The sequence below is a fragment of the Streptomyces sp. NPDC002676 genome, assembly GCF_053592455.1.
Genome location: NZ_JBSFVT010000001.1, coordinates 109,391 through 135,829, shown reverse-complemented (window position 1 = coordinate 135,829; position 26,439 = coordinate 109,391). Strand labels below are relative to the sequence as shown.

28 protein-coding genes are annotated in these 26,439 nt (G+C 69.9%); 11 read left to right on the top strand and 17 right to left on the bottom strand.

Translation table 11 applies throughout. The annotated features are described in order from the left end of the window. Nucleotides 1-737: 737 nt before the first annotated feature. From ACWD3E_RS00595 to ACWD3E_RS00580, 4 genes are read left to right on the top strand one after another with little or no spacing between them, the layout of a single operon-like run. Nucleotides 738-1,538 carry an ABC transporter permease gene (locus ACWD3E_RS00595; RefSeq protein WP_451385354.1) on the top strand — a complete coding sequence of 267 codons (801 nt, stop codon included), beginning with the start codon at nucleotides 738-740 and terminating at the stop codon, nucleotides 1,536-1,538. Then, entirely contained in the window at nucleotides 1,531-2,370 is an 840-nt protein-coding gene (locus ACWD3E_RS00590; protein WP_451385353.1) for an ABC transporter permease, read from the top strand. The genes ACWD3E_RS00595 and ACWD3E_RS00590 overlap by 8 nt, the downstream gene beginning before the upstream one ends. Nucleotides 2,371-2,374: 4 nt before the next feature. Beyond that, on the top strand, nucleotides 2,375-3,373 hold the full coding sequence (locus tag ACWD3E_RS00585; RefSeq protein WP_451385352.1) for an ABC transporter ATP-binding protein: 999 nt from the start codon (nucleotides 2,375-2,377) through the stop codon (nucleotides 3,371-3,373). A gap of 20 nt (nucleotides 3,374-3,393) precedes the next feature. Next, nucleotides 3,394-4,119 (top strand): DUF1707 SHOCT-like domain-containing protein, encoded by a 726-nt coding sequence (locus ACWD3E_RS00580; RefSeq protein WP_451385351.1) that lies wholly within the window; start codon nucleotides 3,394-3,396, stop codon nucleotides 4,117-4,119. A 27-nt stretch (nucleotides 4,120-4,146) separates the two neighbouring features. On the opposite strand, the gene ACWD3E_RS00575 is transcribed toward ACWD3E_RS00580, so the two are convergent. The 3 genes from ACWD3E_RS00575 to ACWD3E_RS00565 form a co-directional block, all read right to left on the bottom strand. Then, a complete protein-coding gene (locus ACWD3E_RS00575) occupies nucleotides 4,147-4,548 on the bottom strand; it encodes a hypothetical protein (RefSeq protein ID WP_451385350.1) in 402 nt (133 codons plus the stop codon). A gap of 138 nt (nucleotides 4,549-4,686) precedes the next feature. Further along, the gene (gene rph / locus ACWD3E_RS00570; protein WP_451385349.1) at nucleotides 4,687-5,424 is read right to left on the bottom strand and encodes a ribonuclease PH; all 738 of its coding nucleotides are present in this window, start codon (nucleotides 5,422-5,424) and stop codon (nucleotides 4,687-4,689) included. A 116-nt stretch (nucleotides 5,425-5,540) separates the two neighbouring features. Then, nucleotides 5,541-5,774, bottom strand: a complete 234-nt coding sequence (locus ACWD3E_RS00565; protein WP_451350313.1) for a glucose PTS transporter subunit EIIB — start codon at nucleotides 5,772-5,774, stop codon at nucleotides 5,541-5,543. 195 nt (nucleotides 5,775-5,969) lie between these two features. On the opposite strand from ACWD3E_RS00565, the gene ACWD3E_RS00560 reads away from it, so the two are divergent. Then, nucleotides 5,970-7,280, top strand: coding sequence for a PTS transporter subunit EIIC (locus ACWD3E_RS00560; RefSeq protein WP_451385348.1), 1,311 nt, complete (start codon nucleotides 5,970-5,972; stop codon nucleotides 7,278-7,280). 112 nt (nucleotides 7,281-7,392) lie between these two features. Continuing rightward, the gene (locus tag ACWD3E_RS00555) at nucleotides 7,393-8,643 is read left to right on the top strand and encodes a PTS transporter subunit EIIC (protein ID WP_451385347.1); all 1,251 of its coding nucleotides are present in this window, start codon (nucleotides 7,393-7,395) and stop codon (nucleotides 8,641-8,643) included. Nucleotides 8,644-8,718: 75 nt separating this feature from the next. On the opposite strand, the gene ACWD3E_RS00550 is transcribed toward ACWD3E_RS00555, so the two are convergent. Then, complete coding sequence (locus ACWD3E_RS00550) at nucleotides 8,719-9,471, bottom strand: MBL fold metallo-hydrolase (RefSeq protein ID WP_451385346.1); 753 nt, start codon at nucleotides 9,469-9,471, stop codon at nucleotides 8,719-8,721. A 253-nt stretch (nucleotides 9,472-9,724) separates the two neighbouring features. Here ACWD3E_RS00550 and ACWD3E_RS00545 point away from each other — a divergent pair, with 253 nt between their 5' ends. Continuing rightward, a complete protein-coding gene (locus ACWD3E_RS00545) occupies nucleotides 9,725-10,186 on the top strand; it encodes a type II toxin-antitoxin system PemK/MazF family toxin (protein WP_451385345.1) in 462 nt (153 codons plus the stop codon). A gap of 24 nt (nucleotides 10,187-10,210) precedes the next feature. Here ACWD3E_RS00545 and ACWD3E_RS00540 read toward each other — a convergent pair whose 3' ends face one another. The 9 genes from ACWD3E_RS00540 to clpS form a co-directional block, all read right to left on the bottom strand. After that, on the bottom strand, nucleotides 10,211-10,675 hold the full coding sequence (locus ACWD3E_RS00540) for a hypothetical protein (protein WP_451385344.1): 465 nt from the start codon (nucleotides 10,673-10,675) through the stop codon (nucleotides 10,211-10,213). 131 nt (nucleotides 10,676-10,806) lie between these two features. Further along, the gene (locus ACWD3E_RS00535; protein ID WP_451385343.1) at nucleotides 10,807-12,882 is read right to left on the bottom strand and encodes a putative Ig domain-containing protein; all 2,076 of its coding nucleotides are present in this window, start codon (nucleotides 12,880-12,882) and stop codon (nucleotides 10,807-10,809) included. A gap of 312 nt (nucleotides 12,883-13,194) precedes the next feature. After that, nucleotides 13,195-14,145 (bottom strand): PLP-dependent cysteine synthase family protein, encoded by a 951-nt coding sequence (locus tag ACWD3E_RS00530; protein ID WP_451385342.1) that lies wholly within the window; start codon nucleotides 14,143-14,145, stop codon nucleotides 13,195-13,197. Nucleotides 14,146-14,162: 17 nt separating this feature from the next. Next, nucleotides 14,163-14,441, bottom strand: coding sequence for a MoaD/ThiS family protein (locus tag ACWD3E_RS00525; RefSeq protein WP_451385341.1), 279 nt, complete (start codon nucleotides 14,439-14,441; stop codon nucleotides 14,163-14,165). Between the two features lie 95 nt (nucleotides 14,442-14,536). After that, the gene (locus ACWD3E_RS00520) at nucleotides 14,537-14,632 is read right to left on the bottom strand and encodes a putative leader peptide (RefSeq protein WP_020940333.1); all 96 of its coding nucleotides are present in this window, start codon (nucleotides 14,630-14,632) and stop codon (nucleotides 14,537-14,539) included. A 79-nt stretch (nucleotides 14,633-14,711) separates the two neighbouring features. Further along, nucleotides 14,712-15,134, bottom strand: coding sequence for a Mov34/MPN/PAD-1 family protein (locus ACWD3E_RS00515; RefSeq protein ID WP_451350322.1), 423 nt, complete (start codon nucleotides 15,132-15,134; stop codon nucleotides 14,712-14,714). A 132-nt stretch (nucleotides 15,135-15,266) separates the two neighbouring features. Next, the gene (locus tag ACWD3E_RS00510) at nucleotides 15,267-16,703 is read right to left on the bottom strand and encodes an amino acid permease (RefSeq protein WP_451385340.1); all 1,437 of its coding nucleotides are present in this window, start codon (nucleotides 16,701-16,703) and stop codon (nucleotides 15,267-15,269) included. Nucleotides 16,704-17,063: 360 nt separating this feature from the next. Continuing rightward, nucleotides 17,064-17,669, bottom strand: a complete 606-nt coding sequence (locus ACWD3E_RS00505) for a DUF2017 domain-containing protein (RefSeq protein WP_451385339.1) — start codon at nucleotides 17,667-17,669, stop codon at nucleotides 17,064-17,066. 44 nt (nucleotides 17,670-17,713) lie between these two features. Next, a complete protein-coding gene (gene clpS / locus ACWD3E_RS00500; RefSeq protein ID WP_451350325.1) occupies nucleotides 17,714-18,031 on the bottom strand; it encodes an ATP-dependent Clp protease adapter ClpS in 318 nt (105 codons plus the stop codon). 57 nt (nucleotides 18,032-18,088) lie between these two features. Between clpS and ACWD3E_RS00495 the strand changes: the two genes are divergently transcribed. Together ACWD3E_RS00495 and ACWD3E_RS00490 are read left to right on the top strand one after the other, a co-directional pair. Then, on the top strand, nucleotides 18,089-19,435 hold the full coding sequence (locus ACWD3E_RS00495; RefSeq protein ID WP_451385338.1) for a nicotinate phosphoribosyltransferase: 1,347 nt from the start codon (nucleotides 18,089-18,091) through the stop codon (nucleotides 19,433-19,435). 93 nt (nucleotides 19,436-19,528) lie between these two features. Then, complete coding sequence (locus tag ACWD3E_RS00490) at nucleotides 19,529-20,122, top strand: nicotinamidase (RefSeq protein ID WP_451385337.1); 594 nt, start codon at nucleotides 19,529-19,531, stop codon at nucleotides 20,120-20,122. Between the two features lie 31 nt (nucleotides 20,123-20,153). On the opposite strand, the gene ACWD3E_RS00485 is transcribed toward ACWD3E_RS00490, so the two are convergent. Next, nucleotides 20,154-20,480, bottom strand: coding sequence for a hypothetical protein (locus ACWD3E_RS00485; protein ID WP_451385336.1), 327 nt, complete (start codon nucleotides 20,478-20,480; stop codon nucleotides 20,154-20,156). Nucleotides 20,481-20,600: 120 nt separating this feature from the next. Continuing rightward, nucleotides 20,601-22,952 (bottom strand): immune inhibitor A domain-containing protein, encoded by a 2,352-nt coding sequence (locus ACWD3E_RS00480; RefSeq protein ID WP_451385335.1) that lies wholly within the window; start codon nucleotides 22,950-22,952, stop codon nucleotides 20,601-20,603. Between the two features lie 372 nt (nucleotides 22,953-23,324). On the opposite strand from ACWD3E_RS00480, the gene ACWD3E_RS00475 reads away from it, so the two are divergent. Next, nucleotides 23,325-23,561, top strand: a complete 237-nt coding sequence (locus ACWD3E_RS00475; RefSeq protein ID WP_451385334.1) for a hypothetical protein — start codon at nucleotides 23,325-23,327, stop codon at nucleotides 23,559-23,561. Between the two features lie 32 nt (nucleotides 23,562-23,593). Here ACWD3E_RS00475 and ACWD3E_RS00470 read toward each other — a convergent pair whose 3' ends face one another. Both ACWD3E_RS00470 and ACWD3E_RS00465 read right to left on the bottom strand, forming a co-directional pair. Beyond that, on the bottom strand, nucleotides 23,594-24,307 hold the full coding sequence (locus tag ACWD3E_RS00470) for an RDD family protein (protein ID WP_451385333.1): 714 nt from the start codon (nucleotides 24,305-24,307) through the stop codon (nucleotides 23,594-23,596). Between the two features lie 74 nt (nucleotides 24,308-24,381). Then, nucleotides 24,382-25,779: an RDD family protein gene (locus ACWD3E_RS00465; RefSeq protein WP_451385332.1), complete on the bottom strand. Its 1,398-nt coding sequence runs from the start codon at nucleotides 25,777-25,779 to the stop codon at nucleotides 24,382-24,384. A 234-nt stretch (nucleotides 25,780-26,013) separates the two neighbouring features. On the opposite strand from ACWD3E_RS00465, the gene ACWD3E_RS00460 reads away from it, so the two are divergent. Then, the gene (locus ACWD3E_RS00460; protein WP_451385331.1) at nucleotides 26,014-26,427 is read left to right on the top strand and encodes an SsgA family sporulation/cell division regulator; all 414 of its coding nucleotides are present in this window, start codon (nucleotides 26,014-26,016) and stop codon (nucleotides 26,425-26,427) included. The last annotated feature ends 12 nt before the right edge of the window (nucleotides 26,428-26,439 follow it).

Sequence of the window (26,439 nt, the reverse complement as noted above, 5' to 3'; positions counted from 1 at the left end):
CCCGGACCTCCCGGGAAGCCGCGGACCCACCCGCAGCCGGAGTCTCCCCGGCCGCGCCAGTTCCCGTACCGGCTCCCGTGTCGCCCCGGCCGTCGGCCTGTCGGCCGGGCTGCTCCCTGCGGGCCGCCTGGGCAGCTCGGCGAGCCCGGGCCATGGACATGGTCTGGTCCTGACGCGGCGGACCCGCGGGGGCGGCCCCGCTGTCCTTGGCGTGCGTGGCTTCCGGAGTCCCTGGGGCGGCCTTCGCGGCGCCCCTCAGTTCCCCGGCACCCGCCGGCTTTCCGGCACTCCGCGACTCCCGCACAGCTCCGGGCGCACCGGCGTTCCCCAGCTCCCGAGCGCTACCGGGCTCCCCGGCGCTCCCGGCGCTTCCCGGCTCCCGGGCGCCCCTCGACCCGCCGACACCCCCGGGCTCGCCCGTCTGCTTCTTCTCCGTGCTCCCCTCGCTCCCCAGGTTCCTCTCGGTGGCCGTTCTGTCACGGCCCTCGGGGTTTTCGGGCCCTTCAGCCTGCTGCGGCTGCGGCTCGTCGCTCATGTCGTGCACGGACTCCTGTTTCGTCGTACGTCGTTCCCGTACGCCTCGTACGCCTTCTGCGCCCCCAGTTTGAAGACTCTCGCACCTGGCGTTCCGTTCCCGGATCCGGGCACGCTTCCGCAGAAAATGCGTGGCCGGTCGCCGGGCCTCGGACTAGGCTCCTGCGCTTCGGTGTCGAGCGGTCTCGAGGAGGTCGACTGGCGTGGGTGCGGGACGGTTGTACGCGGCCGTCGCGACGGGGGGATTCAGACGGTACGCGACCTATCGGGCCGCCACTGCGGCAGGGGTGTTCACCAACACGGTCTTCGGGCTGATCCTCGTCTATACGTACCAGGCGCTGTGGGACGTGCGACCGCACCTGGGCGGGTACGACCAGGCGCAGGCCGTGACCTATGTGTGGCTGGGTCAGGCGTTCCTGTCGACGCTCGCGATCGGCGGCGGGGGCGTCGAGGACGAGTTGATGGAACGCATCCGTACGGGGGACGTGGCGATCGACCTGTACCGGCCGGCCGATCTTCAGCTGTGGTGGCTGGCCGCCGATGTGGGCCGGGCGTTCTTCCAGCTGCTGGGGCGGGGGCTGGTGCCGTTCGTCTTCGGTGCGCTGTTCTTCCCGGTGTATTTGCCGACCGCCGTCGGCACCTGGGTGGCGTTCCTCGTGGCCGTGCTGCTGGCGATGCTGGTCGGCTTCGGGATCCGGTTCCTGGTGGCGCTGAGCGCGTTCTGGCTGCTGGACGGCACGGGGGTGACGCAGATGGCGTGGCTCGCCGGGTTCTTCTGTTCGGGGATGCTGCTGCCGCTGAACGTGTTCCCGGGCGCGCTCGGGGAGGTCGTACGGGCGCTGCCGTGGTCGTCGCTGCTGCAGGCGCCGGCGGACATCCTGCTGGGGCACGCGGATCCGTGGGGCACGTACGTGTTCCAGGGGGTGTGGGCGGTGGTGCTGCTGGGGGCCGGGCGGCTGGTGCAGTCGGTGGCGACGCGGCGGGTGGTGGTCCAGGGTGGCTGAGGACAGCCGGGTGTGGGAGAGCGGCCGGGTGCGGGAGGGTCTTCGGGCGTACCGGCTGATCGCGGGGATGTGGGTGCGGTCCACGATGGCCTATCGCGCGTCCTTCGTGATGACGGCGTTCGGGAACTTCGCGGCGACCTTTCTCGACTTCGTCGCGATCATGCTGATGTTCTCGCGGGTGGACGCGCTGGGCGGCTATGCGCTCGCCGAGGTGGCGTTCCTGTACGGGCTGTCGGCCGTGTCCTTCGGGCTGGCCGATCTGGTGATCGGGTCGATGGACCGGCTGGGGCGGCGGGTGCGGGACGGCACGCTGGACACGCTGCTGGTGCGTCCGGCGCCGGTGCTGGCGCAGGTGGCGGCCGACCGGTTCGCGCTGCGCAGGCTGGGCCGGGTGACGCAGGGGTCGCTGGTGCTGGGCTGGTCGCTGAGCCGGGTGGACATCGACTGGACGGCGGCGAAGCTGCTGCTGATGCCGGTGATGGTGGTGAGCGGCTGCGGGATCTTCTGCGCGGTGTTCGTGGCGGGCGCGGCGTTCCAGTTCGTGGCGCAGGACGCGTCGGAGGTGCAGAACGCGTTCACCTACGGCGGCACGACGCTGTTGCAGTATCCGCCGACGGTGTTCGGGCGGGAGCTGGTGCGCGGGGTGACCTTCGTGGTGCCGCTGGCCTTCGTCAACTGGCTGCCCGCGGCCTTCGTGCTGGGGCGGCCCCTTCCGCTGGGCCTGCCGGGGTGGGTGGCGTGGGCGTCGCCGCTGGTGGCGGTGGGGTGCTGTGCGCTGGCGGGGCTGGCGTGGCGGGCGGGACTTCGTTCGTATCGGAGCACAGGGAGTTAGCGCGGTGCCGGACAGTGACGTCAGTGCGGTGGGGAGTGCGGTGGAGGATGACTTCATTCACCTCGACCGGGTCGAGAAGGTCTTCGAGGTACGCAAGAAAACGGGGTTCCTCAAGCGGGAGCGGCGGCAGGTGCGGGCGGTGGACTCGCTCTCCTTCGGTGTGGCGCGGGGGGAGATGGTCGGGTACATCGGGCCGAACGGCGCCGGGAAGTCGACCACGATCAAGATGCTGACCGGCATCCTGACGCCGAGCGGGGGCCGGCTGCGGGTGGCGGGGATCGATCCGTCGCGGGAGCGGCGGCGGCTGGCGCACCGGATCGGGGTGGTGTTCGGGCAGCGGACCACGCTGTGGTGGGATCTGCCGCTGATCGACTCGTACCGGCTGGCGCATCGCATGTACCGCATCCCGGACGCCCGTTACCGGGAGAACCTGGACCGGTGTGTCGAACTGCTGGAGCTGGGCGGCCTGTTGGACGTGCCGGTGCGGCAGCTGTCGCTGGGGCAGCGGATGCGCGGGGACATCGCGGCGGCGCTGCTGCACGATCCGGAGGTGCTGTACCTGGACGAGCCGACGATCGGCCTGGACGTGGTCTCCAAGTCGAAAGTGCGGGGTTTCCTGAAGGAGTTGAACGCCGAGCGCGGCACGACCGTGCTGCTGACCACGCACGACCTCCAGGACATCGAGCAGCTGTGCTCGCGGGTGATGGTGATCGACCACGGGCGGCTGATGTACGACGGTCCGCTCGCGGGGCTGCACGAGGCCGGGGAGGGCGAGCGGACGCTGGTGGTGGACCTGGAGCGGGAGTTGCCGCCGATCGAGGCGCCGGTGGGCCGGGTGGTGCGGGTGGAGGGGCCGCGGCAGTGGCTGGCGTTCCCGGCGGGGCAGTCGGCGGCGCCGCTGGTGGCGTACATCGCGGCCGAGTATCCGCTGGTGGACCTGTCGGTGCGGGAGCCGGACATCGAGGCGGTCATCGCCAAGATGTATGTGGACAAGGCGGTCTAGGCAGGGCCTAGGCTGCCCTCATGACGGAAGACGCTGTCCCGGACCTCCCGGATCTCCGGGCGTCCGACGCCGACCGTGAGCGGGTCGCCGAGGTCCTGCGGGACGCCCTTGCCGGAGGGCGGCTCGACATGGAGGAGTTCGAGGAGCGGCTGGAGGCGGCCTACAAGGCCCGTACGTATGCCGAGCTGACGCCGCTGACCCGGGATCTGCCGGCCGCCGGGGCGGCGGCGCCGCCGGTCTCGTTCATCAAGGCTCCGGTGGAGAGCGGGAGTTGGGCGGGCCGGATCGTGGGCGGCGAGGGGTCGTCCACGTGGGCGGTCGCCATCCTGTCGGGGTTCGAGCGCAAGGGCCGCTGGACGATGCCGAAGCGGTTCAGCTGCTTCGCGTTCTGGGGCGGTGGCGAGATCGACCTCAGGGAGGCGAATTTCGCGGACCATGAGGTCGAGATCAACTGTGTGGCGATCATGGGCGGGATGCAGGTGATCGTGCCGCCGGGGGTCGAGGTCGTCGTGCGCGGCATCGGTGTGATGGGCGGCTTCCAGCACCCCGAGGACGACGGCCCGCCCGAGCCCGGCGCGCCGCGCGTGGTGATCAGCGGGTTCGCCTTCTGGGGCGGGGTCGGCGTGGAGCGCAGGATCACCCGGGCCGAGCGGCAGCGGCTGAAGGAGCAGCGCCGGCAGGAGAAGCTGGAGCGCCGGGAGTCCCGCAAGGAGCTGCGGGACCGGCGCCGGCACGGGGAGTACTGAGCCGGCACTCCCCCGGCCCTGCCGTCGTTACGGCGTGCACACCTTCGTCAGTTCGCCAGCCGCGTCGGTGACGGGGCTGACGTCGGGGGTGCGGTCGCCGTTCTTGATGGCCGTACGGACGTTGTCCACGGCCTTGTTGAGGTCGTCCACCGCCTTGTTGACGTCGGTGTCGTCCGTCTTGTCGCCGATCTTCTTCAGGTTCTTCTCGATGGAGTCGAGGGAGGCGTCCGCCTGGGTGGGGTCGTTCGCCGCGTTCTCCACGGCCTGCTGGAGGTCGGTGACGCTGTCGGCTATCGAGTCCGCGGTCTGCACGCAGTCCAGGGCCTTGTTCACGGCGTCACAGCCGGTGGTGAGGCCTGCGGTGAGCGCGGCGGTCGCTACGACGGCGGCGACTGCGGTGAGACGGCCTCGGCGTCGGCTGGCGGCCATGGTGGTGTTCCCTCCCCTGGATACGGCTGACCGGGCGCACGGCGGTGATCCGTGCGCCCGTAATCGTAGGGACGCCGGGGAGGGTGCGGGGGTTGCCCTGCCGGACCCCGGGTTTTGGCGCGCCCTTTACTTTGCGCGTTACTTCTCGAGCGCGTCGGCCAGCGCGGCCTTCTGGATCGTGGTCAGCTCGGCGCAGCCGCTGACGGCGAGGTCGAGCAGGGCGTTCAGCTCCTCGCGGGCGAAGGGCTCGGCCTCGGCGGTGCCCTGGACCTCGACGAAGCGGCCGTCGCCGGTGCAGACGACGTTCATGTCGGTCTCGGCGCGCACGTCCTCCTCGTAGCAGAGGTCGAGCAGCGGGACGCCGCCGACGATGCCGACGGAGACGGCGGAGACGGTTCCGGTGAGCGGCTGGCGGCCGGCCTTGATCAGCTTCCGGCCGCGGGCCCAGGTGACGGCGTCGGCCAGGGCCACGTAGGCGCCGGTGATCGCCGCGGTGCGCGTGCCGCCGTCCGCCTGGAGGACGTCGCAGTCGAGGACGATGGTGTTCTCGCCGAGCGCCTTGTAGTCGATGACGGCGCGCAGGGAGCGGCCGATGAGGCGGGAGATCTCGTGGGTACGGCCGCCGATCTTGCCCTTGACGGACTCCCGGTCGCCTCGGGTGTTCGTGGCGCGGGGCAGCATGGCGTACTCCGCGGTGACCCAGCCCTCGCCGCTGCCCTTGCGCCAGCGCGGGACTCCTTCGGTGACGGAGGCGGTGCAGAAGACCTTGGTGTCGCCGAAGGAGACGAGGACGGAGCCCTCGGCGTGCTTGCTCCATCCGCGCTCGATGGTGATCGGGCGCAGTTGTTCAGGGGTACGGCCGTCGATGCGAGACATGCCGCCGAGCCTATCCGGAGTAACGGAAGGGGCTCCTCCCCCGGCGGGAAGAGCCCCTTATAGGTGAATCACGGTGAATCACCGTGCATCACAGGGCCGGTGCGGGCCCCGTGGTCTCACATCATGTCTTCGATCTCCCCGGCGATCGGGTCGGCGTCGGTGCCGATGACGACCTGGATGGCGGTGCCCATCTTGACGACGCCGTGGGCGCCGGCGGCCTTCAGGGCGGCCTCGTCGACCAGTGAGGCGTCGACCACCTCGGTGCGGAGCCGGGTGATGCAGCCCTCGATCTCCTCGATGTTGTCGAGCCCGCCGAGCGCGGCGACGATCTTCTCAGCCTTGGTGGCCATGTTCCGTCTCCCTGAATTCCCTGATCCGAACCGATTTGACGCAGTAACCCACAGTTGGCCCAACTTTGCGAGCGGTCATACCGTACGTGCCGAATGATGGCGATCACGACAGCGGAACCGTCCGCCAACTGGTCTACACCACCCGGGGGACGGTCGCCAAACCGCGTCCGAGTCGAGCGGCCCGGGAGGACGTCGATGAGCGCCAACAGCGCCGAGAGCACGGTCAGTCCGGTACGGGAACGCTGGCACCGGCTCTTCCAGGGCATGCAGAAGATGGGCCGCAGTCTCCAGCTCCCGATCGCGGTGCTCCCGGCCGCGGGCATCCTCAACCGGCTGGGCCAGCCGGACGTGTTCGGCGCCAAGGGGCTCGGCTGGACCGACGTCTCGAAGGTGATGGGCGGCGCGGGCGGCGCCCTGCTCGACGGCTCCCTCGGCCTTCCCCTGCTGTTCTGCGTGGGCGTGGCGATCGGGATGGCGAAGAAGGCGGACGGCTCGACGGCGCTCGCGGCGGTGGCGGGCTTCCTCGTCTACTACAACGTGCTGCACCAGTTCCCCGTGCCCTGCCCCGGCGGCTCGAAGGCGGTCCCGGACGTCGGCTGCCAGGTCGGCGTCGGTGCGGGCGGCGGCACGGTGACTCCCTTCACCTTCCAGAACCCGGGGGTGTTCGGCGGCATCGTCATGGGCCTGCTGGCGGCCTTCTTCTGGGCGCGCTACCACCGCACCCGGCTGGTCGACTGGCTCGGCTTCTTCAACGGGCGCCGCCTGGTGCCGATCATCATGGCGTTCGTCGCCATCGCCTTCGCGGCGCTGTGCCTGTGGATCTGGCCGCCGGTCGGCGACGGCCTGGAGAGCTTCGGCAAGTGGCTGCGGGACGCGGGCTCGTGGGGTGCGGGCGTCTTCGGTGTCGCGAACCGCGCGCTGCTCGTCGTGGGCCTGCACCAGTTCCTGAACGTGCCCATCTGGTTCCAGTTCGGCAGCTACACCAAGCCGGACGGCAAGGTGGTGCACGGCGACATCAACATGTTCCTCGCGGGCGACCCGCACGCGGGCCAGTTCACCTCGGGCTTCTTCCCGATCATGATGTTCGCCCTGCCGGCGGCGGCACTGGCGATCGCGCACTGCGCCAGGCCGAGCCGCCGCAAAGAGGTCGGCGGCATGATGCTCTCGGTGGCGCTGACCTCGTTCGTCACGGGCATCACCGAGCCGATCGAGTACTCCTTCCTGTTCATCGCACCCCTGCTCTACGCCGTCCACGCGCTGCTGACCGGGGTGTCGATGGCGGTGACCTGGGCGTTCGGGGTGCACGACGGCTTCAGCTTCTCGGCGGGCCTCATCGACTACGTCATCAACTGGAACCTGGCGACCAGACCCTGGGCGATCATCCCGATCGGTCTCGGCTTCGCGGCCGTCTATTACGCCGTCTTCCGCTTCGCGATCACGAAGTTCGACCTGAAGACACCGGGCCGGGAGCCGGAGGACGAGGTCGAGGACGTCACGAAGGTCTGAGCCACTGCGCGTAGCCCTTTCGTAGCGGATTTCGTGGTTCCTTATCCGCCCTTCATCGTGTACAACAGGTCTACACCACTGAGTGGTGTAGACCACCCCCGATGGAGGACCTATGACCACCGCCACCGCAACGGCGGCCCCCGCGAAGAAGCGGGGATCCGGCCTGTTCCAGGGTCTGCAGAAGGTCGGCCGCAGCCTGCAGCTCCCGATCGCCGTGCTGCCGGCGGCGGGCATCATGGTCCGGCTGGGCCAGGACGACATCTTCGGCAAGGACGGCCTCGGCTGGGACAAGGTCGCGACCGTGTTCAACGCGGCCGGCGGTGCCATCACCGGCGCCCTGCCCATCCTGTTCTGCATAGGCGTGGCCATCGGCTTCGCCAAGAAGGCGGACGGCTCCACCGCGCTCGCGGCCCTCGTCGGCTTCCTCGTCTACAGCAAGGTCATCCAGGCCTTCCCGGTGACCGAGGAGCACATAGAGAAGGGCAAGATCGTCGCGGCGACGTACAACGACCCGGGTGTCCTCGGCGGCATCATCATGGGTCTGCTCGCCGCCGTGATGTGGCAGCGCTTCCACCGCACCAAGCTGGTGGACTGGCTCGGCTTCTTCAACGGCCGCCGTCTGGTGCCGATCCTGATGGCCTTCGTCGGCACGCTCGTCGGCGTCTTCTTCAGCCTGGTCTGGGAGCCGATCGGCAAGGGCATCACGCACTTCGGCGAGTGGATGACGGGCCTCGGCTCCATCGGCGCCGCCCTCTTCGGTCTGGTCAACCGCGGTCTGATCCCGATCGGCATGCACCAGTTCGTGAACACCGTGGCGTGGTTCCAGCTCGGCACCTACAAGAACGCGGCCGGCGAGGTCTTCACCGGTGACTACGGCCGTTTCCTGCACGGCGACCCGAGCGCCGGTATGTTCATGTCCGGCTTCTTCCCGATCATGATGTTCGGTCTGCCGGCCGCCGCCCTCGCCATCGCCCACTGCGCCCGCCCCGAGCGCCGCAAGGCCGTCCTCGGCATGATGATCTCGCTCGCGCTGACCTCGTTCGTCACCGGTGTGACCGAGCCGATCGAGTTCTCCTTCATGTTCATCGCCCCGGTGCTGTACGTGATCCACGCGGTCCTGACGGCCGTGTCGATGGCGGTCACCTGGGGCCTGGGCGTCCACGCGGGCTTCAACTTCTCGGCCGGCGCGATCGACTACGTCCTGAACTGGAACCTCGCGACCAAGCCCTGGCTGATCATCCCGATCGGCCTGGTGTTCGCGGCGATCTACTACGGGCTCTTCCGCTTCGCGATCCTCAGGTTCGACCTGAAGACCCCGGGCCGCGAGCCCGAGGAGGAGGTCGAGGACCTCACCAAGGCGTGAGTGCCGCGACGGCATGACGAAGGCCCCGGAACCGGCAGGGTTCCGGGGCCTTTCGCGCGCACAGGGCCGGATGCGTCAGATCTCGTACGTCTTGCGCGGTACGGCCAGTTCCACCGGGCCGGCGTAGACCGCGCGGGCGTCCGCGAGGTTGACCTGCGGGTCGGTCCACGGCGGGACATGGGTGAGGACCAGGCGCCGCGCGCCCGCGCGGGCGGCCGTCTCGCCCGCCTCGCGGCCGTTGAGGTGCAGGTCCGGGATGTTCTCCTTGCCGTACGTGAACGCGGCCTCGCACAGGAACAGGTCGGTGTCCCGGGCCAGCGTGTCCAGCGTCTCGGTGACGCCCGTGTCGCCGGAGTACGTCAGCGAGCGCCCGCCGTGCTCGATCCGGATGCCGTACGCCTCCACGGGGTGGCTGACCCGCTCGGTGTGCACCGTGAAGGGGCCGATCTCGAACGTGGACGGCTTGACCGTGTGGAAGTCGAAGACCTCGCTCATCGAGGACGCGGAGGGCGTGTCGGCGTAGGCCGTGGTCAGCCGGTGTTCGGTGCCCTCGGGGCCGTAGACCGGGATCGGGTCGCAGCGCCCGCCTTCGTGGCGGTAGTAGCGCGCGACGAAGTACCCGAGCATGTCGATGCAGTGGTCGGCGTGCAGATGGCTGAGGAAGATCGCGTCGAGGTCGTAGAGACCGCAGTGGCGCTGCAGCTCGCCGAGGGCGCCGTTGCCCATGTCGAGGAGCAGCCGGAAGCCGTCGGCCTCGACGAGGTAGCTCGAACAGGCCGATTCCGCGGACGGGAACGACCCCGAGCAGCCGACGACGGTGAGCTTCATGAAGCAGAAACCTCCGTTGGCGGGAAAACGGTGGGCGGGAGCGGAAGAGCGGTGAAGAAAGGGTCGCGGACACGTGGGGGCGCGGGCGTCGTGCGGTCCGTCGAGAGTAAGGCGCGAAAGGGCGGGTCGCTTCCCTGCCAGGGGCCGTTGTGGGCGAACTCACCTGTGCTGTCACCGGTTCGGCTGGACCCGTGGCGGATAGGGCGTGCAAGAAGGCGCGCGATGCTCGGCGCGCGCCGGTAACGTCGTGGCTATGGACACGTCCTGGTGGCTGGCGCTCGCGGCGGTGGTGCTGCTCGCGCTGGTCGCCACGCTCGTCGACGGCTGGGGCCGCGGGCGGCGGCCCGGCGGTCGTCGACTGCGTCCGCCCGGACGGCCCGGCGGACGGCGGGCGCCCGGCGCGCGGCCGAGCCCGGGCGACATCTGGTGGGCCGAAGTGCCCTATGAGGAGGACAGGACCGGGGTCAAGGACCGGCCCTGTCTCGTGCTGACCGTGCACGGCGACCGGGCCACGGTCGCGAAGATCACCACCAAGTACCACGACGAGCGCGCCGGGGTGATCCCGCTGCCGCCGGGCGCGGTCGGCGACGCCCACGGCCGGCCCAGCTTCCTGGAGACCGATGAGCTGCGCGAGGTGCCGGTGGGCGACTTCCGGCGCCGGGTGGGCGTGGTCGACCCGGTCCTGTGGGACCAGGTACGGCACCTGGCGGGCTGAGCCGACGGCTGTCGGCGGACGGCGTCAGCGGACGGTGACGGTCACCTTCCACGCCTGGATGCCCTTGCAGGACACCTGGCCGGGCGCGGGGGGCTGGTTGCACAGCGGGCGGGACGAGGTCAGTTCGGCCTTTCCGGCCGCCACCGCCCGGTAGGCGGCCGAGGCGTCGCCCGGCAGGAGGACGAGGCCCGCGTTGATCGCCTCCAGGGCCGTGCCGGTCAGGCTGACCGGCTTCCAGGGGCGCTCCTTGGTGCCGTCCAGGGTGAGCCGCAGCTCCCCGCCCTTGACCAGGCAGACGGTACGGCCGTTGTCGGCGGCCGTCAGCTCCAGCCGGCTCGCGCATGCCCCGGCGGTCGGGTTCGGCGAGCGCGTGGAGGCGGACGGCGACACGTTGTCGTTGCTGCCCGAGTCCCCGCTGCCGCTCTGGGAGCCGCAGGCGGTGAGCAGCAGCGCTGCCGCCGCGAGAGCGATGGGCGTCGTACGGCGCATGGGTCCGCCTTTCTGCCGTGGCCGGGGCCGGCCGCTGGTGCAGATGTGACGTACCAGCGGCACAAACGGATCCCCCGCACAGCAGGATCCCGCACACGGCTCGCGTGTGCGGGATCCCAGGGCCGTACGGGTCAGCTGGTCGTCAGGGCGGTGTCGTCCACGACGAAGCTGGTCTGCAGCGAGGAGTCCTCCACGCCGTTGAACTTCAGGGTGACCGTCTGGCCCGCCAGCGAGGACAGGTCGAAGGTCTTCTGCGCGTACCCGGAGGCGGCGTTGACGTTGGAGTACGTCGCCAGGGTGGTCGAACCGGCGGACACGGTCAGCTTGTCGTACGCGGTGCTGCCGGTCTCGGCGGTGTCGATGTGCAGGTAGAAGGTGAGCGTGGCCTTGCAGCCGGCCGGGATCGTCACCGACTGGGACGCCGTGTCGGTGTGCGCGGAGCCGTAGCCGTCGAGCCAGGCCTTGTAGGAGCCGCCGTGCGCGGCCTCACCGGTGTCGTTGGTGATGACACCGCTGGACGCGGTCCAGCCGGTGGCGCCCGACTCGAAGCCGGGGTTGGCCAGCAGCTGGGACGAGGTGCAGGTGCCGCCGGTGCCGGTGACCGTCCAGGTGAAGGACGTCGAGCCGGAGGCGCCGGTGGAGTCGGTGGCGGTGACGGTGACCTGGTAGGTGCCCGCGGTGGTCGCCGTGCCGGAGATCAGGCCGGTGGAGCTGCCGATGGACAGGCCGGTCGGCAGACCCGAGGCGCTGTAGGTGAGGGCCGCGCCCGCGCTGTCGGTGGCGCTGATCTGCAGGCTCGCCGCGCTGCCGGAGGCCGTGGACTGGCTGCCGGGGTTGGTGACGGACACCGTGTTGCCGCTGGTGGTGCCGGAGGTGAAGGCGGCGGTGCCGTTCGGGGTGCCCCAGCCGGTCGGGCCGTCGTAGCCGGTGCCCGCGGTGCAGAAGTACGAGGTGGTGCAGGAGCCGTTGGAGCCGCTGGTCACGTCGTACAGGTTGCCGGTGTGCTGGTACGGGTACTTCGCCGGGTAGTCGGTCGAGCCCGGGGTGCCCGCGAGGGCGTAGACGCCGGCGACGATCGGGGCGGAGGCGCTGGTGCCGCCGACGACGCCCCAGCCGGTGCCGCCGTAGGTGTCGTAGACCGCGACGCCGGTGGCCGGGTCGGCGACCGCGGAGACGTCGGCCTCCATGCGCTTGGTGCAGCCGGTGTCGGTCTGCCAGGCCGGCTTCGGGTCGTAGGCGGAACAGCCGGAGCCGGTGCCCTCGGTGGAGTTGGTGTGCCAGACGGACTCGGACCAGCCGCGCGCGTTGGTGGAGGTGGTGAGCGCGGTGCCGCCGACGGCGGTCACGTACTGGGAGGTCGCCGGGTACTCGGCGCCGTAGGCGGAGTCACCGGAGGAGACGGTGATGGCGACGCCCGGGTGCTTGAAGTACTGGGTGTCCTCGGTGGTCTGGCTGGACGCCTCGGAGCCGCCCCAGCTGTTGGAGACGAACTTGGCGCCGAGCGCGACCGCCTCGTTCTCGGCGATGCCGAGGTCGGTGTCGTTCGCGGAGTTGGCCTCGACCAGGATGATGTTGCAGTTCGGGCAGACGGCGCTGACCATGTCGAAGTCGAGCGCCTCTTCACCGGCCCAGCCGGTGTCGTTGGTGGGCAGGCTCGTCGTCGAACCGGTCTGGCTGACCTGCTTGAAGCAGCCGTTGGCCTTGGTGCAGGAGGACAGGCCGTACTGCGAACGATAAGTGGCGAGGTCCGCCTCGGCGTTGGGGTCGTTGTACGCGTCGACGATGGCGACCGTCATGCCGGAACCGCCCGTGGTGGGCAGCTTGTAGGCGCTGTGCAGGTTGGCCGGGGAGAGGCCGGAGGGCGTGGCGGCGGCGAGTGCCGAGGCGAGCCGCTGCCTGATGTCGGTACGGCGCTCGGCGAAGCAGGACGCGTGGCCCGGCGCCGGCTTGGCGCACAGGTGCTCGGTCGGGACCTTCTGGCCCGCCTTGCCGGTCGCGTGGAAGGTCTGCCGCGTGGGGTCGGTCAGGGCCTTGCTGTTCTGCGCGACCTTGGTGGTGGGGTGCGCGGCGGCCGGGGCCGCGGTGGGCTGGGCGCCGGCCACCGGTGCCGCCGCCAGGCCGGCGACGGTGAGGGCGAGCGCGGGGAAGGCGACGGCGAGGAGTCTTCGCAGACCCGTCGACCGCTCGCCCGTGCGTGACTCACGCATGGGGTACTGCCTCCATGGGGAAGTGGGGTTTCTCGCACTGGAAGGGCAGGCCCGTGACGCGCGTCAGCGGCGGCGAAACCGCGCAATCATGAGCATGACACTCTCAGGCGCCCCGCATGCCCGGTGATCGTGACATGACAGGGTGCGCGAGGACCGTAGCTCTGGCCATGGCACTACCGGCAGTACTGAAAGGAATTCTTTGCCCCTCCATAGGATGGGCTTAGCCCCCTCATGAGAGGGGGTTGGGCCCGTCGACATAAGAGCGACATAAGAGGGGGTTGGGCCCATGCGACGGCAAGGGCTGTGTCGGGGCTACGCCCAGAGCTGGCCCTGGAGGGTCTCGATGGCCTCTTCCGTCGTGGCCGCCGTGTAGACGCCGGTGGAGAGGTACTTCCAGCCGCCGTCGGCCACGACGAAGACGATGTCGGCGTTCTGGCCGGCCTTGACCGCCTTGTTGCCGACGCCGATCGCCGCATGCAGGGCGGCGCCGGTGGAGACGCCCGCGAAGATGCCCTCCTGCTGGAGGAGTTCCCGGGTGCGGGTGACCGCGTCGGCCGAGCCGACCGAGAAGCGGGTGGTGAGGACGGAGGCGTCGTACAGCTCCGGTACGAAGCCCTCGTCGAGGTTGCGCAGGCCGTACACCAGGTCGTCGTAGCGCGGTTCGGCGGCGACGATCTGCACGTCCGGCTTGTGCTCGCGCAGGTAGCGGCCGACGCCCATCAGGGTGCCCGTGGTGCCGAGACCGGCGACGAAGTGGGTGATGGAGGGGAGGTCGGCCAGGATCTCCGGGCCGGTGGTCGCGTAGTGGGCGCCCGCGTTGTCCGGGTTGCCGTACTGGTAGAGCATCACCCAGTCGGGGTGCTCGGCGGCCAGCTCCTTGGCCACGCGCACGGCGGTGTTGGAGCCGCCCGCGGCCGGGGAGGAGATGATCTCGGCGCCCCACATGCCGAGCAGGTCACGGCGCTCCTGCGAGGTGTTCTCGGGCATCACGCACACCATGCGGTAGCCCTTGAGCTTGGCGGCCATCGCGAGCGAGATGCCGGTGTTGCCGGAGGTAGGCTCCAGGATCGTGCAGCCCGGGGTCAGCCGGCCGTCCTTCTCCGCCTGCTCGATCATGTGCAGGGCGGGACGGTCCTTGACCGAGCCGGTCGGGTTGCGGTCCTCCAGCTTGGCCCAGATCCGGACGTCGGCGGACGGCGACAACCGCGGCAGGCGCACCAGAGGGGTGTTGCCCACCGCGGCCAGCGGGGAGTCGTAGCGCATCGTCGGTCAGCGGCCGATCAGGCCATGCCGCCGGCCACGGCCGGCAGGATCGTCACGGTGTCGCCGTCGGACAGCTTGGTCTCGATGCCGTTGACGAAGCGGACGTCCTCGTCGTTCAGGTACACGTTGACGAAGCGGCGCAGCTGACCGTTGTCCACGATGCGGGCCTCGATGCCCGCGTAGCGGGTCTCCAGGTCGGCGAACAGCGCGGCGAGCGTCTCACCGTTGCCCTCCACCGCCTTCTGGTTGTCGGTGTACTGGCGGAGGATGGTGGGGATGCGGACCTCGATGGCCATGGTTGCGGGCTCCTGTCGGGGAAAAGTTCGTCGTTGCGATGTGCGCACGCGGAGCGGCGCGCCGCGGCGTACGGCCGTACGGCGGGCGGGGAACGTCAACAGATGGCGCTGTTCAGCCTGCACAGGTCGACGTGCAGCCGCGCCACGAGCAGGATGCCCGGCGTCTTCTCGCTCACGTCGTTCAGAACCATGGCCACATCGTATCGATTCCCGGTCCGGGTCCCCGAGTGTGATCTCGAATGACGGATAGCTTTTGACCGGATGCTGAGATCAGTAGGCCTCGACGACCTTGACCTCCTCCTCCGTCACCTCGCCGTCCACGATGCGGTACGAGCGGAACTGGAACTCGCCGAGGCCGTCGGTGTCGGCCGTCGACACCAGGACGTAGTGGGCACCGGGCTCATTGGCGTAGGAGATGTCGGTGCGGGACGGGTAGGCCTCGGTCGCGGTGTGGGAGTGGTAGATGATCACCGGCTCCTCGTCGCGGTCGTCCAGCTCCCGGTAGAGCTTGAGCAGATCCTGCGAGTCGAACTCGTAGAAGGTCGGCGAGCGGGCCGCGTTGAGCATCGGGATGAAGCGCTCGGGGCGGCCGGCGCCCTCCGGGCCCGCCACGACGCCGCACGCCTCGTCGGGGTGATCCTCGCGCGCGTGGGCGACGATCTGGTCGTAGAGCGCCTGGGTGATGGTCAGCATGACGCTCAGAATAAGCAGAGGGGCCGCCCTGTACCGAGGATCGGTACAGGGCGGCCCACATGGTGGACGTCCTGAGCGGCAGCGGCCGGGGGCGCCACGAGTGCTCCCGGCCGCCGGACGTCCTGGCGGAAGTCAGCGCTTGGTGAAGGCGGCGGCCTCCGGGTTGCGGCGCTTGAGCGCCCAGTAGGAGACACCGAGGATCGCCGCCCACAGCGGTGCACAGTAAAGCGAGATCCGGGCGTCCTTGTCGATGCCCATCATCACGATCACCATGCCGATGAAGGCGAGCGCGGACCAGCTGGCCAGCCGGCCGCCCGGCGCGCGGAACTCGGAGCGGGGCAGCACACCGCGGTCGGACAGGGTGCGGTAGCGGATCTGGCAGATCAGGATGACGATCCAGGCCCACATGCCGGAGATGGTGGCGAAGGAGACGACGTAGTCGAACGCCTTGCCCGGCCACTGGTAGTTGATCCAGACGCCCACCATCATCAGCGCGGCGGAGACCGTCGTGCCCACCAGCGGGGTGCCGCTGGAGGTCAGCTTCGTGAAGACCTTCGGGCCCTGGCCGTTGAGCGCGAGGTCGCGCAGCATGCGGCCGGTGGAGTACATGCCGGAGTTGCAGGACGACAGCGCGGCCGTGAGGACCACGAAGTTCACGATGCCCGCGCCCGCGGCGAAGCCCATCTTCTCGAAGGCGGCCACGAAGGGGCTGACGCCCGGGTGGAACTGCGTCCACGGCACGACCGACAGGATCATGATCAGCGCGCCCACGTAGAAGACGGCGATGCGCCACGGCACGGTGTTGATCGCCTTGGGCAGCACGGTCTTCGGGTCCTTGGACTCGCCCGCGGTCACACCGACCAGCTCGACGGCGAGGAAGGCGAACATGACCATCTGCAGGGTCATCAGGGTGTTGCCGACGCCGTGCGGGAAGAAGCCGCCGTCGTTCCACAGGTGGCTCACGGAGGCGGTGTCGCCCGCGTCGGAGAAGCCGAGGGTGAGGATGCCGGCGCAGATCAGGATCATGCCGATGATCGCGGTGACCTTGACCATCGAGAACCAGAACTCCAGCTCACCGAAGAGCTTCACCGAGATCAGGTTGGCGCCGTACAGGATGACCGTGAAGACCAGGGCCGACAGCCACTGCGGGATGTTCCACCAGTACGTCATGTAGGCAGCCGCGGCGGTGACCTCGGTGATGCCGGTGACGACCCAGAACAGCCAGTAGGTCCAGCCGGTGACGAACCCGGCGAAGGGACCGATGAACTCGCGCGCGTACTCCGAGAAGGAGCCGGACACCGGCCGGTACATCAGCAGTTCGCCGAGCGCCCGCATGATGAGGAAGATGACCAGGCCCGCGACGGCGTACGCCAGGATCAGGCTGGGGCCCGCCTTGGAGATGCCTTTGCCCGCACCGAGGAACAGGCCGGTGCCGATGGCACCGCCGATGGCGATCATCTGGATCTGCCGCGAGCCGAGCCCGCGCTGATACCCCTCGCCGCCGCCCTCTGCCGCGTCCGCCACGGCCTCGTTGCCGTCCCGATGCTGATCGACCTGCGCTGAGGTCATTGTGTGGATCGCCTTTCTCCATGCCGAACCGGGCCTTCGTCGGCCTCGGGTCGGGTTTCGATCCCCCCGGATTGATGGAGCTGGGCGGCTTTCCAGGTCCGCCCGTGCCTGGCCGGCGGTTGCCGGCTCGGTGGCGCACCCGGCCGAACGTGGGTGGTGTTGGCCGGGCGGTCGTGAAGATTTATCACGGCCGCAATATTGATCGCGGGGGCGCGTTGTGAGGCATCACACAGGGAAAAGAGGACAAAGAACGGCCAAATGCGACAAACACGGCCGCAACGGTAACGGGATCGTTATCCGGATCTGAGCGTCCGTTGAGCGAACACTTTCGCGCCCATATCGGGGCACAAAGGTCGGCGGTTACGGCATCAGCGTCGACACGAGAGTCTCCTGGAGCCCGCCCAGCCACAGATAGGCCATCACCATCGGCTTGCGCGGGTCCTCGTCCGGCAGCCGGTAGAGCACGTCGGTGTCGTCCTCGTCGGTGATCTCCAGCCGGGCGCCGATGGCCAGGCGGAGGTCGTTGAGGGCGCCGAGCCACTGCCGGGACTCGTCCGGGCTCAGCTGGAGCACCGCCCCGTCGTCCCCGCCCGGGGTGAGCGCGTCCAGGGTGCGGATGACCGCGAGCGCGTTGTCCCGCTTGCCGGCCCTGAGGTCGTTCTCGGTGTAGCGGCGGAACTCCGCGGAGTGCGCCCGCTGTTCCTCGGCCTGCCCCGGCGAGTCGGGCACCCGCTCCGGGTCGCTGTAGGCGTCCGGGAAGAGCCTGCGCAGGACCGGGTCGGCGGGCGGCTCGCTCGGCCCCTCGGCGAACAGCTCGGCGAGCGGGTCCGCGGGGGCGTCCTCGGCGGGGCCGGGGCCGATGAGTTCCAGGAGCTGGACGGCCAGCGACCGGATGATCGAGATCTCGACGTCGTCGAGCGCGACGGCCGCGCCGCCGCCGGGAAGCGGTTCGAAGGTTCCGGGCATGGGTCTTTTCGCTGCTTGGCGGTCTACTGGCTGGCTACTTGTGGCTACTTGCGGTCCTGCTGAAGCGTGGCCCACAGACCGTAGCCGTGCATCGCCTGCACGTCGCGCTCCATCTCCTCGCGTGTACCGCTGGAGACGACCGCCCGGCCCTTGTGGTGGACGTCGAGCATGAGCTTGGTGGCCTTGTCCTTGGTGTAGCCGAAGTACATCTGGAAGACGTAGGTCACGTAGCTCATCAGGTTGACCGGATCGTTGTGGACGATCGTCAGCCAGGGGACGTCGGGCTCGGGTACGGCGAAGACCTCCTCCGCCGATTCGGTGCGTTCGATCTCTACGGGCGCGGGTGACGTCACAGTGCCCATGCTGCCACGCCCCCGATAAATCGTCACACTGACGAGATGGGGGTAGCATCTATCGTCATGAACACAGCGGACCTTGGGCTGCCGGTGGAAGTTCCCTCGACGGCGCTCTTCACGGACCAGTACGAGCTGACCATGCTCCAGGGCGCACTGAAGGCCGGTACGGCCGAACGGCGGAGCGTGTTCGAGGTCTTCACCCGGCGCCTGCCCGACGGGCGCCGCTACGGCGTCGTCGCGGGCACCGGGCGCGTCCTGGACGCGGTGGCGAACTTCCGCTTCGACAACGGTGTGCTGGGCTTCCTGAGCGAGCAGAAGATCGTCGACGAGGAGACCCTGAAGTGGCTCGCCGGCTACCGCTTCAGCGGTGACATCTGGGGCTACCCCGAGGGCGAGGTGTACTTCCCCGGCTCGCCGATCATGCGGGTCGAGGGCACCTTCGCCGAGTGCGTGCTGCTGGAGACCGTGATTCTCTCCATCCTCAACCACGACTCCGCGATCGCCGCCGCGGCCTCCCGCATGGCCTCCGCCGCGGGCGACCGGCCGCTGATCGAGATGGGCGCCCGGCGCACCCACGAGCTGGCCGCCGTGGCCGCCTCGCGCGCCGCGTACATCGGCGGCTTCGCCACCACCTCCGACCTGGCGGCCGGCTTCCGCTACGGCATCCCGACCGTCGGCACCTCCGCGCACGCCTTCACCCTGCTGCACGACCAAGAGCGGGACGCCTTCCAGGCCCAGGTGAACTCCCTCGGCCGGGGCACGACCCTGCTGGTGGACACGTACGACGTCGCCGAGGCCGTCCGTACGGCGGTGGAGGTGGCCGGGCCGGAGCTGGGCGCGGTCCGCATCGACTCGGGCGACCTGCTGCTCATGGCCCACCGGGTGCGGGCGCAGCTGGACGAGCTGGGCGCCCGGCACACCAAGATCGTCGTGACCTCGGACCTGGACGAGTACGCCATCGCCTCGCTGGCGGCGGCGCCCGTGGACGCCTACGGCGTCGGCACCCAGCTCGTGACCGGCTCCGGGCACCCGACCTGCTCGATGGTCTACAAGCTGGTCGCCCGCGCCGGCTCCGCCGACCCGAAGGCTCCGCTGATCCCGGTCGCGAAGAAGGCCACCGGCGGCAAGACCTCCATCGGGGGCCGCAAGTGGGCGGCCCGCCGGCTGGACGCGGACGGGGTCGCGGAGGCCGAGGTCGTCGGCACGGGCGCCGTACCGGCCGGGCTGGCGGACACCCAGCTGCTGGTGGAGCTGGTCAAGGGGGGCGAGGTGGTCGCCCGGGAACCCCTCGACGTCCCACGGGAGCGCCACATCGCGGCCCGGGCGAATCTGCCGCTGTCCGCTACACAGCTCTCGCGCGGGGAACCCGTCCTCCCGACGGAGTACGTCCACGTGCCCTCGGGTAGCTAAAGCGGGACGCCGCCCGCCGCTCCCGCCGTCTCCCGCCCCGGCCCAGAAGTCTCTAGGCTCAGTAGTTCCATCCTCAGTCGAAGGACACCCATCATGCGCCGCGCCTTGATCGTCGTAGATGTGCAGAACGACTTCTGCGAGGGGGGCAGCCTCGCGGTGAGCGGCGGTGCGGACGTGGCCGCCGCGATCACCGAGCTGATCGGGCAGGCGGCCGGCACCGGCTACCGGCACGTGGTGGCCACGCGCGACCTCCACATCGCGCCCGGCGGGCACTTCGCCGACAACCCCGACTACGTCCGCTCCTGGCCCGCGCACTGCGTCGCGGGCACGGAGGGCGTCGGCTTCCACCCGAACTTCGCCCCGGCCGTGGCCTCCGGGGCGGTGGACGCGGTGTTCGACAAGGGCGCGTACTCGGCGGCGTACAGCGGTTTCGAGGGCAAGGACGAGAACGAGGTCCCGCTCGCCGAATGGCTGCGCGAGCGGGGGATCACCGAGGTGGACGTGGTGGGCATCGCCACCGACCACTGCGTACGCGCCACCGCACTGGACGCCGCCCGAGAGGGCTTCCGCACCCAGGTCCTGCTGGACCTCACGGCGGGGGTCGCCCCCGAGACGACGGAGCGGGCCCTGGAGGAGCTGAGGAAAGCGGGCGTCGAACTCACCGGCAAGCCGGTGGTGAGCGGCTAGGCCAGCCGCTCCCGGCACGCCTCTCCCCCGGCTACGGAACCGCCACTGAGCTGCGGAGCAGCGCTCGGATCGGGCGCCACAGCTCCGTCACGGTGACACCGTTGTCGGGCGCCGTGCGCCATATCAGGCCGTCGGGGTGGTGCAGGACCGCCGTGATCTCGTCCGGTGTCGGTGGGGCGGCGTTGCCGCGCAGGTAGATCGCGCGCAGGCCCAGGTTGCGCAGCCTGGTCAGGGCCCGGGCGCGGTTCTGGGCGTGGACGAGCACCCGTACGCCGGTCGAGCCGTCGGCGAGGGGCGGCAGGTTCAGCGCCACCACCATCGTGCCGTTCGGCAGCTTGCAGAAGCCTCCTGCGGCCATGCGGTCACATCCCCGTTTCGTTCGGTGTCAATAAGCGAGCCACAGGACGCACCTAAACACGATCGGCGGCAACCCGCCAGGGGTTGCCGCCGATACGCTTCTGACCTGCGGAATTATCGCTTAGTTCACCGCGGGGCCGACTTCGAGCTCGATCGTGGAGCCATTCTGGCCCTGCTTGATGATCTTGACCTTGGTGTTGGTGTCAGTGATCTTGACGCCACCGGTCGGGTTGGTCGAGTCCCAGTAGGTGTGGGTGTGGTCGTTGAAGACCGACACACCCTTGCGCGCCGGGATGGTGGTCGCGACGTCGGCCTTGTGCAGCGTGATCGCGTCCGTCTCCTCCAGGCTGAACGGCGAGTCGAAGGCCTGCATGCGGTTGCGCAGCAGCGTGCCGTCGGCCCACTTCAGCGCCTTCGCGTGGGAGTCCACCGGAAGGATCAGACCGGTGCCCGGGTGGTCCTTGGTGTTGTCGTCCGCCTGGGAGGTGTCCCACTTCCAGATCAGCAGGCCGGGCTGGTACGAGTAGTGCTCCACCCAGTTCGGACGGGTCGTCGAGAAGCCGTAGTTGTACGGGCCGACCTTCAACGTCTTGTCGTACGACGCGTACTGGCGGTTCTCGGCGATGTAGTACTGCTTGTAGTCCTTGGTGAAGGACGCGCCGATGCGAGAGAAGCCGCTCGCGGTCCAGGCGGCGTCCGCCGACTCGGCGTTGTCGGAGAAGACGGTCGAGCCGTCCGCCGTCAGCGTGATCTCGTCCGCCGCGAAGCCCTTCAGGGCCACGCCGCCGTCGCTCTGGTAGCGGAAGCGGATGTCGATCTTCTTGCCGGCGTAGGCGTCCAGCGAGTACGACAGCTTCTTGTAGCCGTCGACCGAGCCGGTGAGGACCGGCTTGCCCGAGCCGTCACGCGGGATGGCCTGGCCGTCGACCGTGCCGTCCAGGGCGGTCCAGTTGGCGCCGCCGTCGGTCGACACCTCGGTGTAGAGGTAGTCGTAGTCCTTCTCGATGTCGTACCAGCCGTCCAGGCCCAGGGTGGCCGAGGACTTGCCGGTCAGGTCGACGGAACGAGTCAGCGTGTTCTTGAGGTTGTCACCGCTGCCGCTCCACCACTGGGTGGCGCCCTCGGCCGGGGTGACGATCTCGGTCTTGACCGCCTTGTCGGGCAGGTTGATCACCAGCGCCTGGCGGTACTTGGTGTTGTACTCGGCCAGACCCAGCTTGTGCCAGGACTTGATGCCGGCCTTGGCGGTGTCGAAGTTCAGCCAGCCCAGCTGGAGCTTGTCCCAGGCGTTGAAGTCGCCGGGCAGGTTGCCGATGGACTCCTTGCCGGTGCCGAGCCAGGAACCGGAGGACATCAGCGTCCAGAAGCCGGTGGAGTTGTCGCCGCCGTTGGTGTCGTACTCGTCCGGCAGGCCCAGGTCGTGGCCGTACTCGTGGGCGAAGACGCCGAGGCCGCCGTTCTCCGGCTGGATGGTGTAGTCGCCGACCCAGATGCCGGTGTTGCCGACCTGCGCGCCGCCCAGCTTGTTGTTGTCCGGGCCGGTGGCGCCGGCGTCGGTGCCGAAGGCGTACCAGCGGTGGGCCCAGATCGCGTCCTTGCCCTGGGCGCCGCCGCCCGCGGACTCGTCCTCACCGGCGTGCACGATCTGGAAGTGGTCGACGTAGCCGTCGGGCTCGTTGAAGTTGCCGTCGCCGTCGTAGTCGTTGCGGTCCCACTGGTCGTACTTGGCCAGGTCCGCCTTGATGTCGGCGTCGGACTTGCCGGCCGCCTTCTGCTTGGCGACCCAGGCGTTCAGGCCGTCGCTGACGACGTTCCACACGCTCGGGCAGTTGGTGGAGCCGCAGGCGTTGTTGCCGTAACGGGCCTCGTTGTAGGGGACCTTGACCCAGTCCGTGACCTCGCCGTCGACCGAGTAGCGGCCCGAGGACTGCTTCTCGTAGTACTTCTTCAGCGACTGCGTCTTGCTGCCGGTGCCGAAGTAGAGGTCCTGGTAGTGCTTCTGGTTGTAGTCCGCCTGCCAGGCGGTGCTGTTGTTGTTGGTGCGGTCCGGCGCGGCGATCTGGTTGTGCAGCGGGCCGGGGGTGCCGCCGTACTTCGGGTCGGTCTGGTCGCCGAACTCCACCAGGATCGTGAAGATCTTGTCGGTCCGCTCGCGGCTCAGCTCGACGTACTTGCTGTCGCCCTTGCGGCCCTTGAGCTGGACGACCTTGGAGCCGTTGCGCTCCTGCGCCTTGGCCTTGCCCGATATGAGCTGGTTCAGCGCCTCCTGGCGCTGGGCCCGCTGGGTCTTGCTCATCGGACCGTCGAGTTCGTCCGACTTCTGCTTCACCGCGGCCGGGTCATGCCGGTTCTCGGCTGCGGACCGGGCGGTGGTGCTCGCCTCCGCGACAGCGAAGGTCGCGAAACCGGCGGAGGCCGCGGCGAGCGCCACACCGATCGCCGCAGCCCTGAACGTCCAGGTTCTACTGGTCACTTGAGATCCTCCCCCGCGCCGCGCGCACGGACAGGGGGTCCTGGTCAATGGAGGGTCCGCGCACGCACGAACAGCGCGTGTTCAAGTGACGTCATTTGACTAGAGGTTTAGAAGAAAAGACAGACCTTGACTTGAGCAGGACAAGTGCACTATGCGGAGGTGAAGTTCGTTTTACGAACAACCTTGTGTCTCGCTCAACGGGCGCAGGAGTCCGGCCGCTTGCCGGATGCGATGACTCCGTGCGCCCCCCGTGCACCTGTACCCTGGGTTAGGTCAGGCTTACCGGGCGTCCGGCTCGGGCATGCACGCGAAGAAGAGTCCCTTGGCACCCGCCCCCCGCAACTGCCGAAATCTTCCGAGGACACGATTGCCATGCCTCGTCCGACCGCCGCACAGCTCGCCTACGGTTCGTGCACCGTGACCTTCTCGACACTCGCCATGCTGCTGCTGTCCCAGACGAGTTCAGCCCTCGGCATCACCGTCATCGCCCTCGCCGCGCTCGCGCTGGGGCTACTGGTCGCCATGACGGCGTCCCTGCCGAGATCCCGCACGGCCGAAGCGCCGGCGGAGGCCCCGGCCGGTGAGGAACGGGTTCCGACGACGCTGTGACCGAATGCCCCCTTTGTGTCAGCCGAGGCTGATCAACTGGTGCTGACCACCACCGTCTTGGCCGCCTTGTCGTGCAGACCCTGCTTGTACGGCTTGTCGAAGAAGCTCCAGCCGCCCGAGATCGCGGTCCAGATGCAGGCGCAGCAGAAGGCGAACGGCACCCACAGCACCAGGGCGCGGATCAGCGAGGTCTGCACGGAGGGGGTGGCGCCGTTGTCCAGGTTGGCCACCCGCATGCTGAGCCACTTCTTGCCCAGGGTCTGGCCCGTCTTGGCGATCATGATGGTGTCGTAGCCGACATAGAGGACGGCCGCGGTGAAGGACTGCGCGACCGATCTGCCGACCTCGACGCGGTCGCCGTTCACCGTGTACTCGCGGACCCCGAACGCCCAGGTGAGCAGCCAGACGACGATGCCGACGAGGATCATGTCGATGATGCGCGCGAGGGTGCGCTTGGCGCTGTCGGCGAGCGGGGGCATCCCGGCGAGGGGGTCGGTGGGATAGCCGCCGGCGCCGTAGGGGCCGCCGCCGTAGGGGGGTTGGCCTCCGCCATGGGGCGGCTGACCGCCGTACGGGGGCTGGGCGCCGCCGGGGGGCGGGGGCTGCTGGCCGCCGTAGGGGGGCTGGGCGCCGCCGGGGGGCGTGTCGTACGGCGAGCCCGACCCCTGGTCCGACGGGGGCCGTTTCTTGAACGGGTCGTCTTCCGGAGGCTGCGGTCCGGAGCCGGGGGGCGGTTCGCTGCTCATGGCCCGAGTGGATCGCGAACGCCCCGGCTCCGCACGCCGCGGACGGCCGGACGGGTGTACGGCCGGCCGTCGCCTCAGTCCGCGACGAAGGTGTGGGCCGCCTTGTCGTGCCAGCACTGGCGCCAGGGCCGGTCGAACAGGCACCACAGGACACCGACGAGCCCGATGCCGAGCAGGCCGGGGACGACGTACACCAGCCAGCGGCGCAGGGCGCGGCCGAAGGTCGGGGGCTCGTGCCCCTCGATGTCCCGCACCTCCAGACCGCACAGCTTCTTGCCCAGGGTGCGGCCCCACTTGGCGGTGGGCAGCGCCTCGTACAGGACGCCGAAGACGAGGAGGACGGCGAGCACGATGCCGAGGCCGGCGCCGGTCGTGCCGTCGAGCAGCCAGACGGTGACGGTACGGCCGGACAGCTTGGCCTGGTCGATCTTGTCCTGGATGTGGTCGGCGGCCCGGATGCCGAGCGGGACCGCGGCGGCGGCGGTCACGGCGCCGACGACCAGAGTGTCGATCAGCCGGGCGGCGAGCCGCTTGCCCAGTCCGGCCGGGCGGGCGGCGGCCTGCCGGCGCGCGGCGGCCTGGAACACGTCCTCCACCGGCGGCTTCCACGGAGCCACCGGCTGCTCGTCCCCGGCCCCGGCCAGCTGGTGCACCTGCTGCGCCCACGAGGCCTGACCACCACCGGGGCCGCTGGTCACCGGGGTGACGGGGGCGGCACCTTGCGGCGGCACGGACTGCGCCGGGGTGGCCTGCGGGGGCATGGCCTGCGGGGGCACGCCTGGCTGAGGCCCGCTGGGCTGCGGCACGTTCGGCTGAGGGCCGAGGTGCTGGGGTCCGCCCTGCCGCGGTCCTCCCTGCTGGGGCACCGAAGGGGCCACGGCGGCCTGGTGGGCCTGCGCGGCAGCTGCCTGCGCGGCCGAGGTGGGCGTCCCCACCGGCCCCTGGGCCCTGACCCCGGACGCGCCGGAGCCCTGGGCCTGGGCCGGCACGGAGGCCTGACCCTGCGGGCCGTTGCCCGGTTCCACCTTGCGGAAGGTCATCGTGCCGTCGTCCGGCTGGGACGCCGGGCCGGGGGTGGGGCGGCGGAAGACGAAGGTGCCGCCGGTGTCGGGGGTGGTGCCCTCCTCCGCGGCCGGAGTGTCCGCGGGGATACGCGGGTCCGTGCCCCAAGGGGCCTGGGCCTGGGCCTGGTTGGCGGAGGCCCGGGAGCCCGGAGTCTCCTGCCCGGAGGGTCCGGGCTCCGGTTGCGGGTCCTCGTCGAAGAAGTGCGGGCCCGTCTCCTCCACGGCCGGCACCGCGGGGCGGACGCCGGGCGGCGGGGTGAGCGGCTCGCCGTCCTTCGGCGCGGGGCGGCTGGTGCCGGGCACCCAGGAGGCGCCGTTCCAGTACCGGACGTAGCCGGGGATGGACGGATCCGGGTAGTAGCCCTCGCGGGGCCTGTCGTCACCTGGGGCCGGGGTTGGGGCGCTCATGTCCGTCGTCCCGTATCTGCTCGGGGGTGGGATGGGGGCCTCCACATCTATCAGACCGGGGCATGCCACGGCGCCAGTCCCGCCGGACCGACTCCTTTCCGGGCAACGCCGCGCGCGGCTCTCACAGGTCCGCGGAAAAAATTTCTCCGAACCCGCGTAATGCCCGCGCCCCTGCCCTCTCTCTCCTGGCACGGGCCCACCCGAGGCGGCCCCGAACGGAAAGGAACGCAGGTCATGCATCACACCGTGGTGGAGCGGGAGCTGGAGCTGAAGCTCATCCTGTCGCCGGAGCACAGCATCCCGGTCCCGGCGCTCCTCAGCTACCGCTCCGACGACCCGTACGCCGTCCACATCACCTTCCACATCAACTCCGAGCACCCCGTCGACTGGACGTTCGCCCGCGAACTCCTGGTGGAGGGCGTGTTCCGGCCGTGCGGGCACGGGGACGTGCGGGTGTGGCCGACCAAGGTCGAGGGCCGCAGCGTCGTGCTGATGGCGCTCGGTTCGCCCGACGGCGACGCCCTGCTGGAGGCGCCGACCCCCCAGGTGTCGGCCTGGCTGGAGCGGACGCTGCGGGTGGTGCCTCCGGGGACCGAGGGCGGGCAGCTGGGCATCGACGACGCGCTCGACCAGCTGCTCGCCCAGTGAGGCCGGGAAGGG

Excerpts from the sequence above, each read along its gene's own strand:
- ACWD3E_RS00550 (WP_451385346.1), bottom strand. The coding sequence starts at position 9,471 with ATGAAGCTCACCGTCGTCGGCTGCTCGGGGTCGTTCCCGTCCGCGGAA.
- ACWD3E_RS00460 (WP_451385331.1), top strand. The coding sequence starts at position 26,014 with ATGCATCACACCGTGGTGGAGCGGGAGCTGGAGCTGAAGCTCATCCTG.
- ACWD3E_RS00495 (WP_451385338.1), top strand. The coding sequence starts at position 18,089 with ATGAACACAGCGGACCTTGGGCTGCCGGTGGAAGTTCCCTCGACGGCG.
- ACWD3E_RS00505 (WP_451385339.1), bottom strand. The coding sequence starts at position 17,669 with ATGCCCGGAACCTTCGAACCGCTTCCCGGCGGCGGCGCGGCCGTCGCG.
- ACWD3E_RS00490 (WP_451385337.1), top strand. The coding sequence starts at position 19,529 with ATGCGCCGCGCCTTGATCGTCGTAGATGTGCAGAACGACTTCTGCGAG.
- ACWD3E_RS00530 (WP_451385342.1), bottom strand. The coding sequence starts at position 14,145 with ATGCGCTACGACTCCCCGCTGGCCGCGGTGGGCAACACCCCTCTGGTG.
- ACWD3E_RS00525 (WP_451385341.1), bottom strand. The coding sequence starts at position 14,441 with ATGGCCATCGAGGTCCGCATCCCCACCATCCTCCGCCAGTACACCGAC.
- ACWD3E_RS00545 (WP_451385345.1), top strand. The coding sequence starts at position 9,725 with ATGGACACGTCCTGGTGGCTGGCGCTCGCGGCGGTGGTGCTGCTCGCG.
- ACWD3E_RS00560 (WP_451385348.1), top strand. The coding sequence starts at position 5,970 with ATGAGCGCCAACAGCGCCGAGAGCACGGTCAGTCCGGTACGGGAACGC.
- ACWD3E_RS00535 (WP_451385343.1), bottom strand. The coding sequence starts at position 12,882 with ATGCGTGAGTCACGCACGGGCGAGCGGTCGACGGGTCTGCGAAGACTC.
- ACWD3E_RS00555 (WP_451385347.1), top strand. The coding sequence starts at position 7,393 with ATGACCACCGCCACCGCAACGGCGGCCCCCGCGAAGAAGCGGGGATCC.
- ACWD3E_RS00520 (WP_020940333.1), bottom strand. The coding sequence starts at position 14,632 with ATGGTTCTGAACGACGTGAGCGAGAAGACGCCGGGCATCCTGCTCGTG.
- rph (WP_451385349.1), bottom strand. The coding sequence starts at position 5,424 with ATGTCTCGCATCGACGGCCGTACCCCTGAACAACTGCGCCCGATCACC.
- ACWD3E_RS00540 (WP_451385344.1), bottom strand. The coding sequence starts at position 10,675 with ATGCGCCGTACGACGCCCATCGCTCTCGCGGCGGCAGCGCTGCTGCTC.
- ACWD3E_RS00575 (WP_451385350.1), bottom strand. The coding sequence starts at position 4,548 with ATGGCCGCCAGCCGACGCCGAGGCCGTCTCACCGCAGTCGCCGCCGTC.
- ACWD3E_RS00470 (WP_451385333.1), bottom strand. The coding sequence starts at position 24,307 with ATGAGCAGCGAACCGCCCCCCGGCTCCGGACCGCAGCCTCCGGAAGAC.
- ACWD3E_RS00580 (WP_451385351.1), top strand. The coding sequence starts at position 3,394 with ATGACGGAAGACGCTGTCCCGGACCTCCCGGATCTCCGGGCGTCCGAC.
- ACWD3E_RS00465 (WP_451385332.1), bottom strand. The coding sequence starts at position 25,779 with ATGAGCGCCCCAACCCCGGCCCCAGGTGACGACAGGCCCCGCGAGGGC.
- clpS (WP_451350325.1), bottom strand. The coding sequence starts at position 18,031 with ATGGGCACTGTGACGTCACCCGCGCCCGTAGAGATCGAACGCACCGAA.
- ACWD3E_RS00515 (WP_451350322.1), bottom strand. The coding sequence starts at position 15,134 with ATGCTGACCATCACCCAGGCGCTCTACGACCAGATCGTCGCCCACGCG.
- ACWD3E_RS00475 (WP_451385334.1), top strand. The coding sequence starts at position 23,325 with ATGCCTCGTCCGACCGCCGCACAGCTCGCCTACGGTTCGTGCACCGTG.
- ACWD3E_RS00485 (WP_451385336.1), bottom strand. The coding sequence starts at position 20,480 with ATGGCCGCAGGAGGCTTCTGCAAGCTGCCGAACGGCACGATGGTGGTG.
- ACWD3E_RS00510 (WP_451385340.1), bottom strand. The coding sequence starts at position 16,703 with ATGACCTCAGCGCAGGTCGATCAGCATCGGGACGGCAACGAGGCCGTG.
- ACWD3E_RS00565 (WP_451350313.1), bottom strand. The coding sequence starts at position 5,774 with ATGGCCACCAAGGCTGAGAAGATCGTCGCCGCGCTCGGCGGGCTCGAC.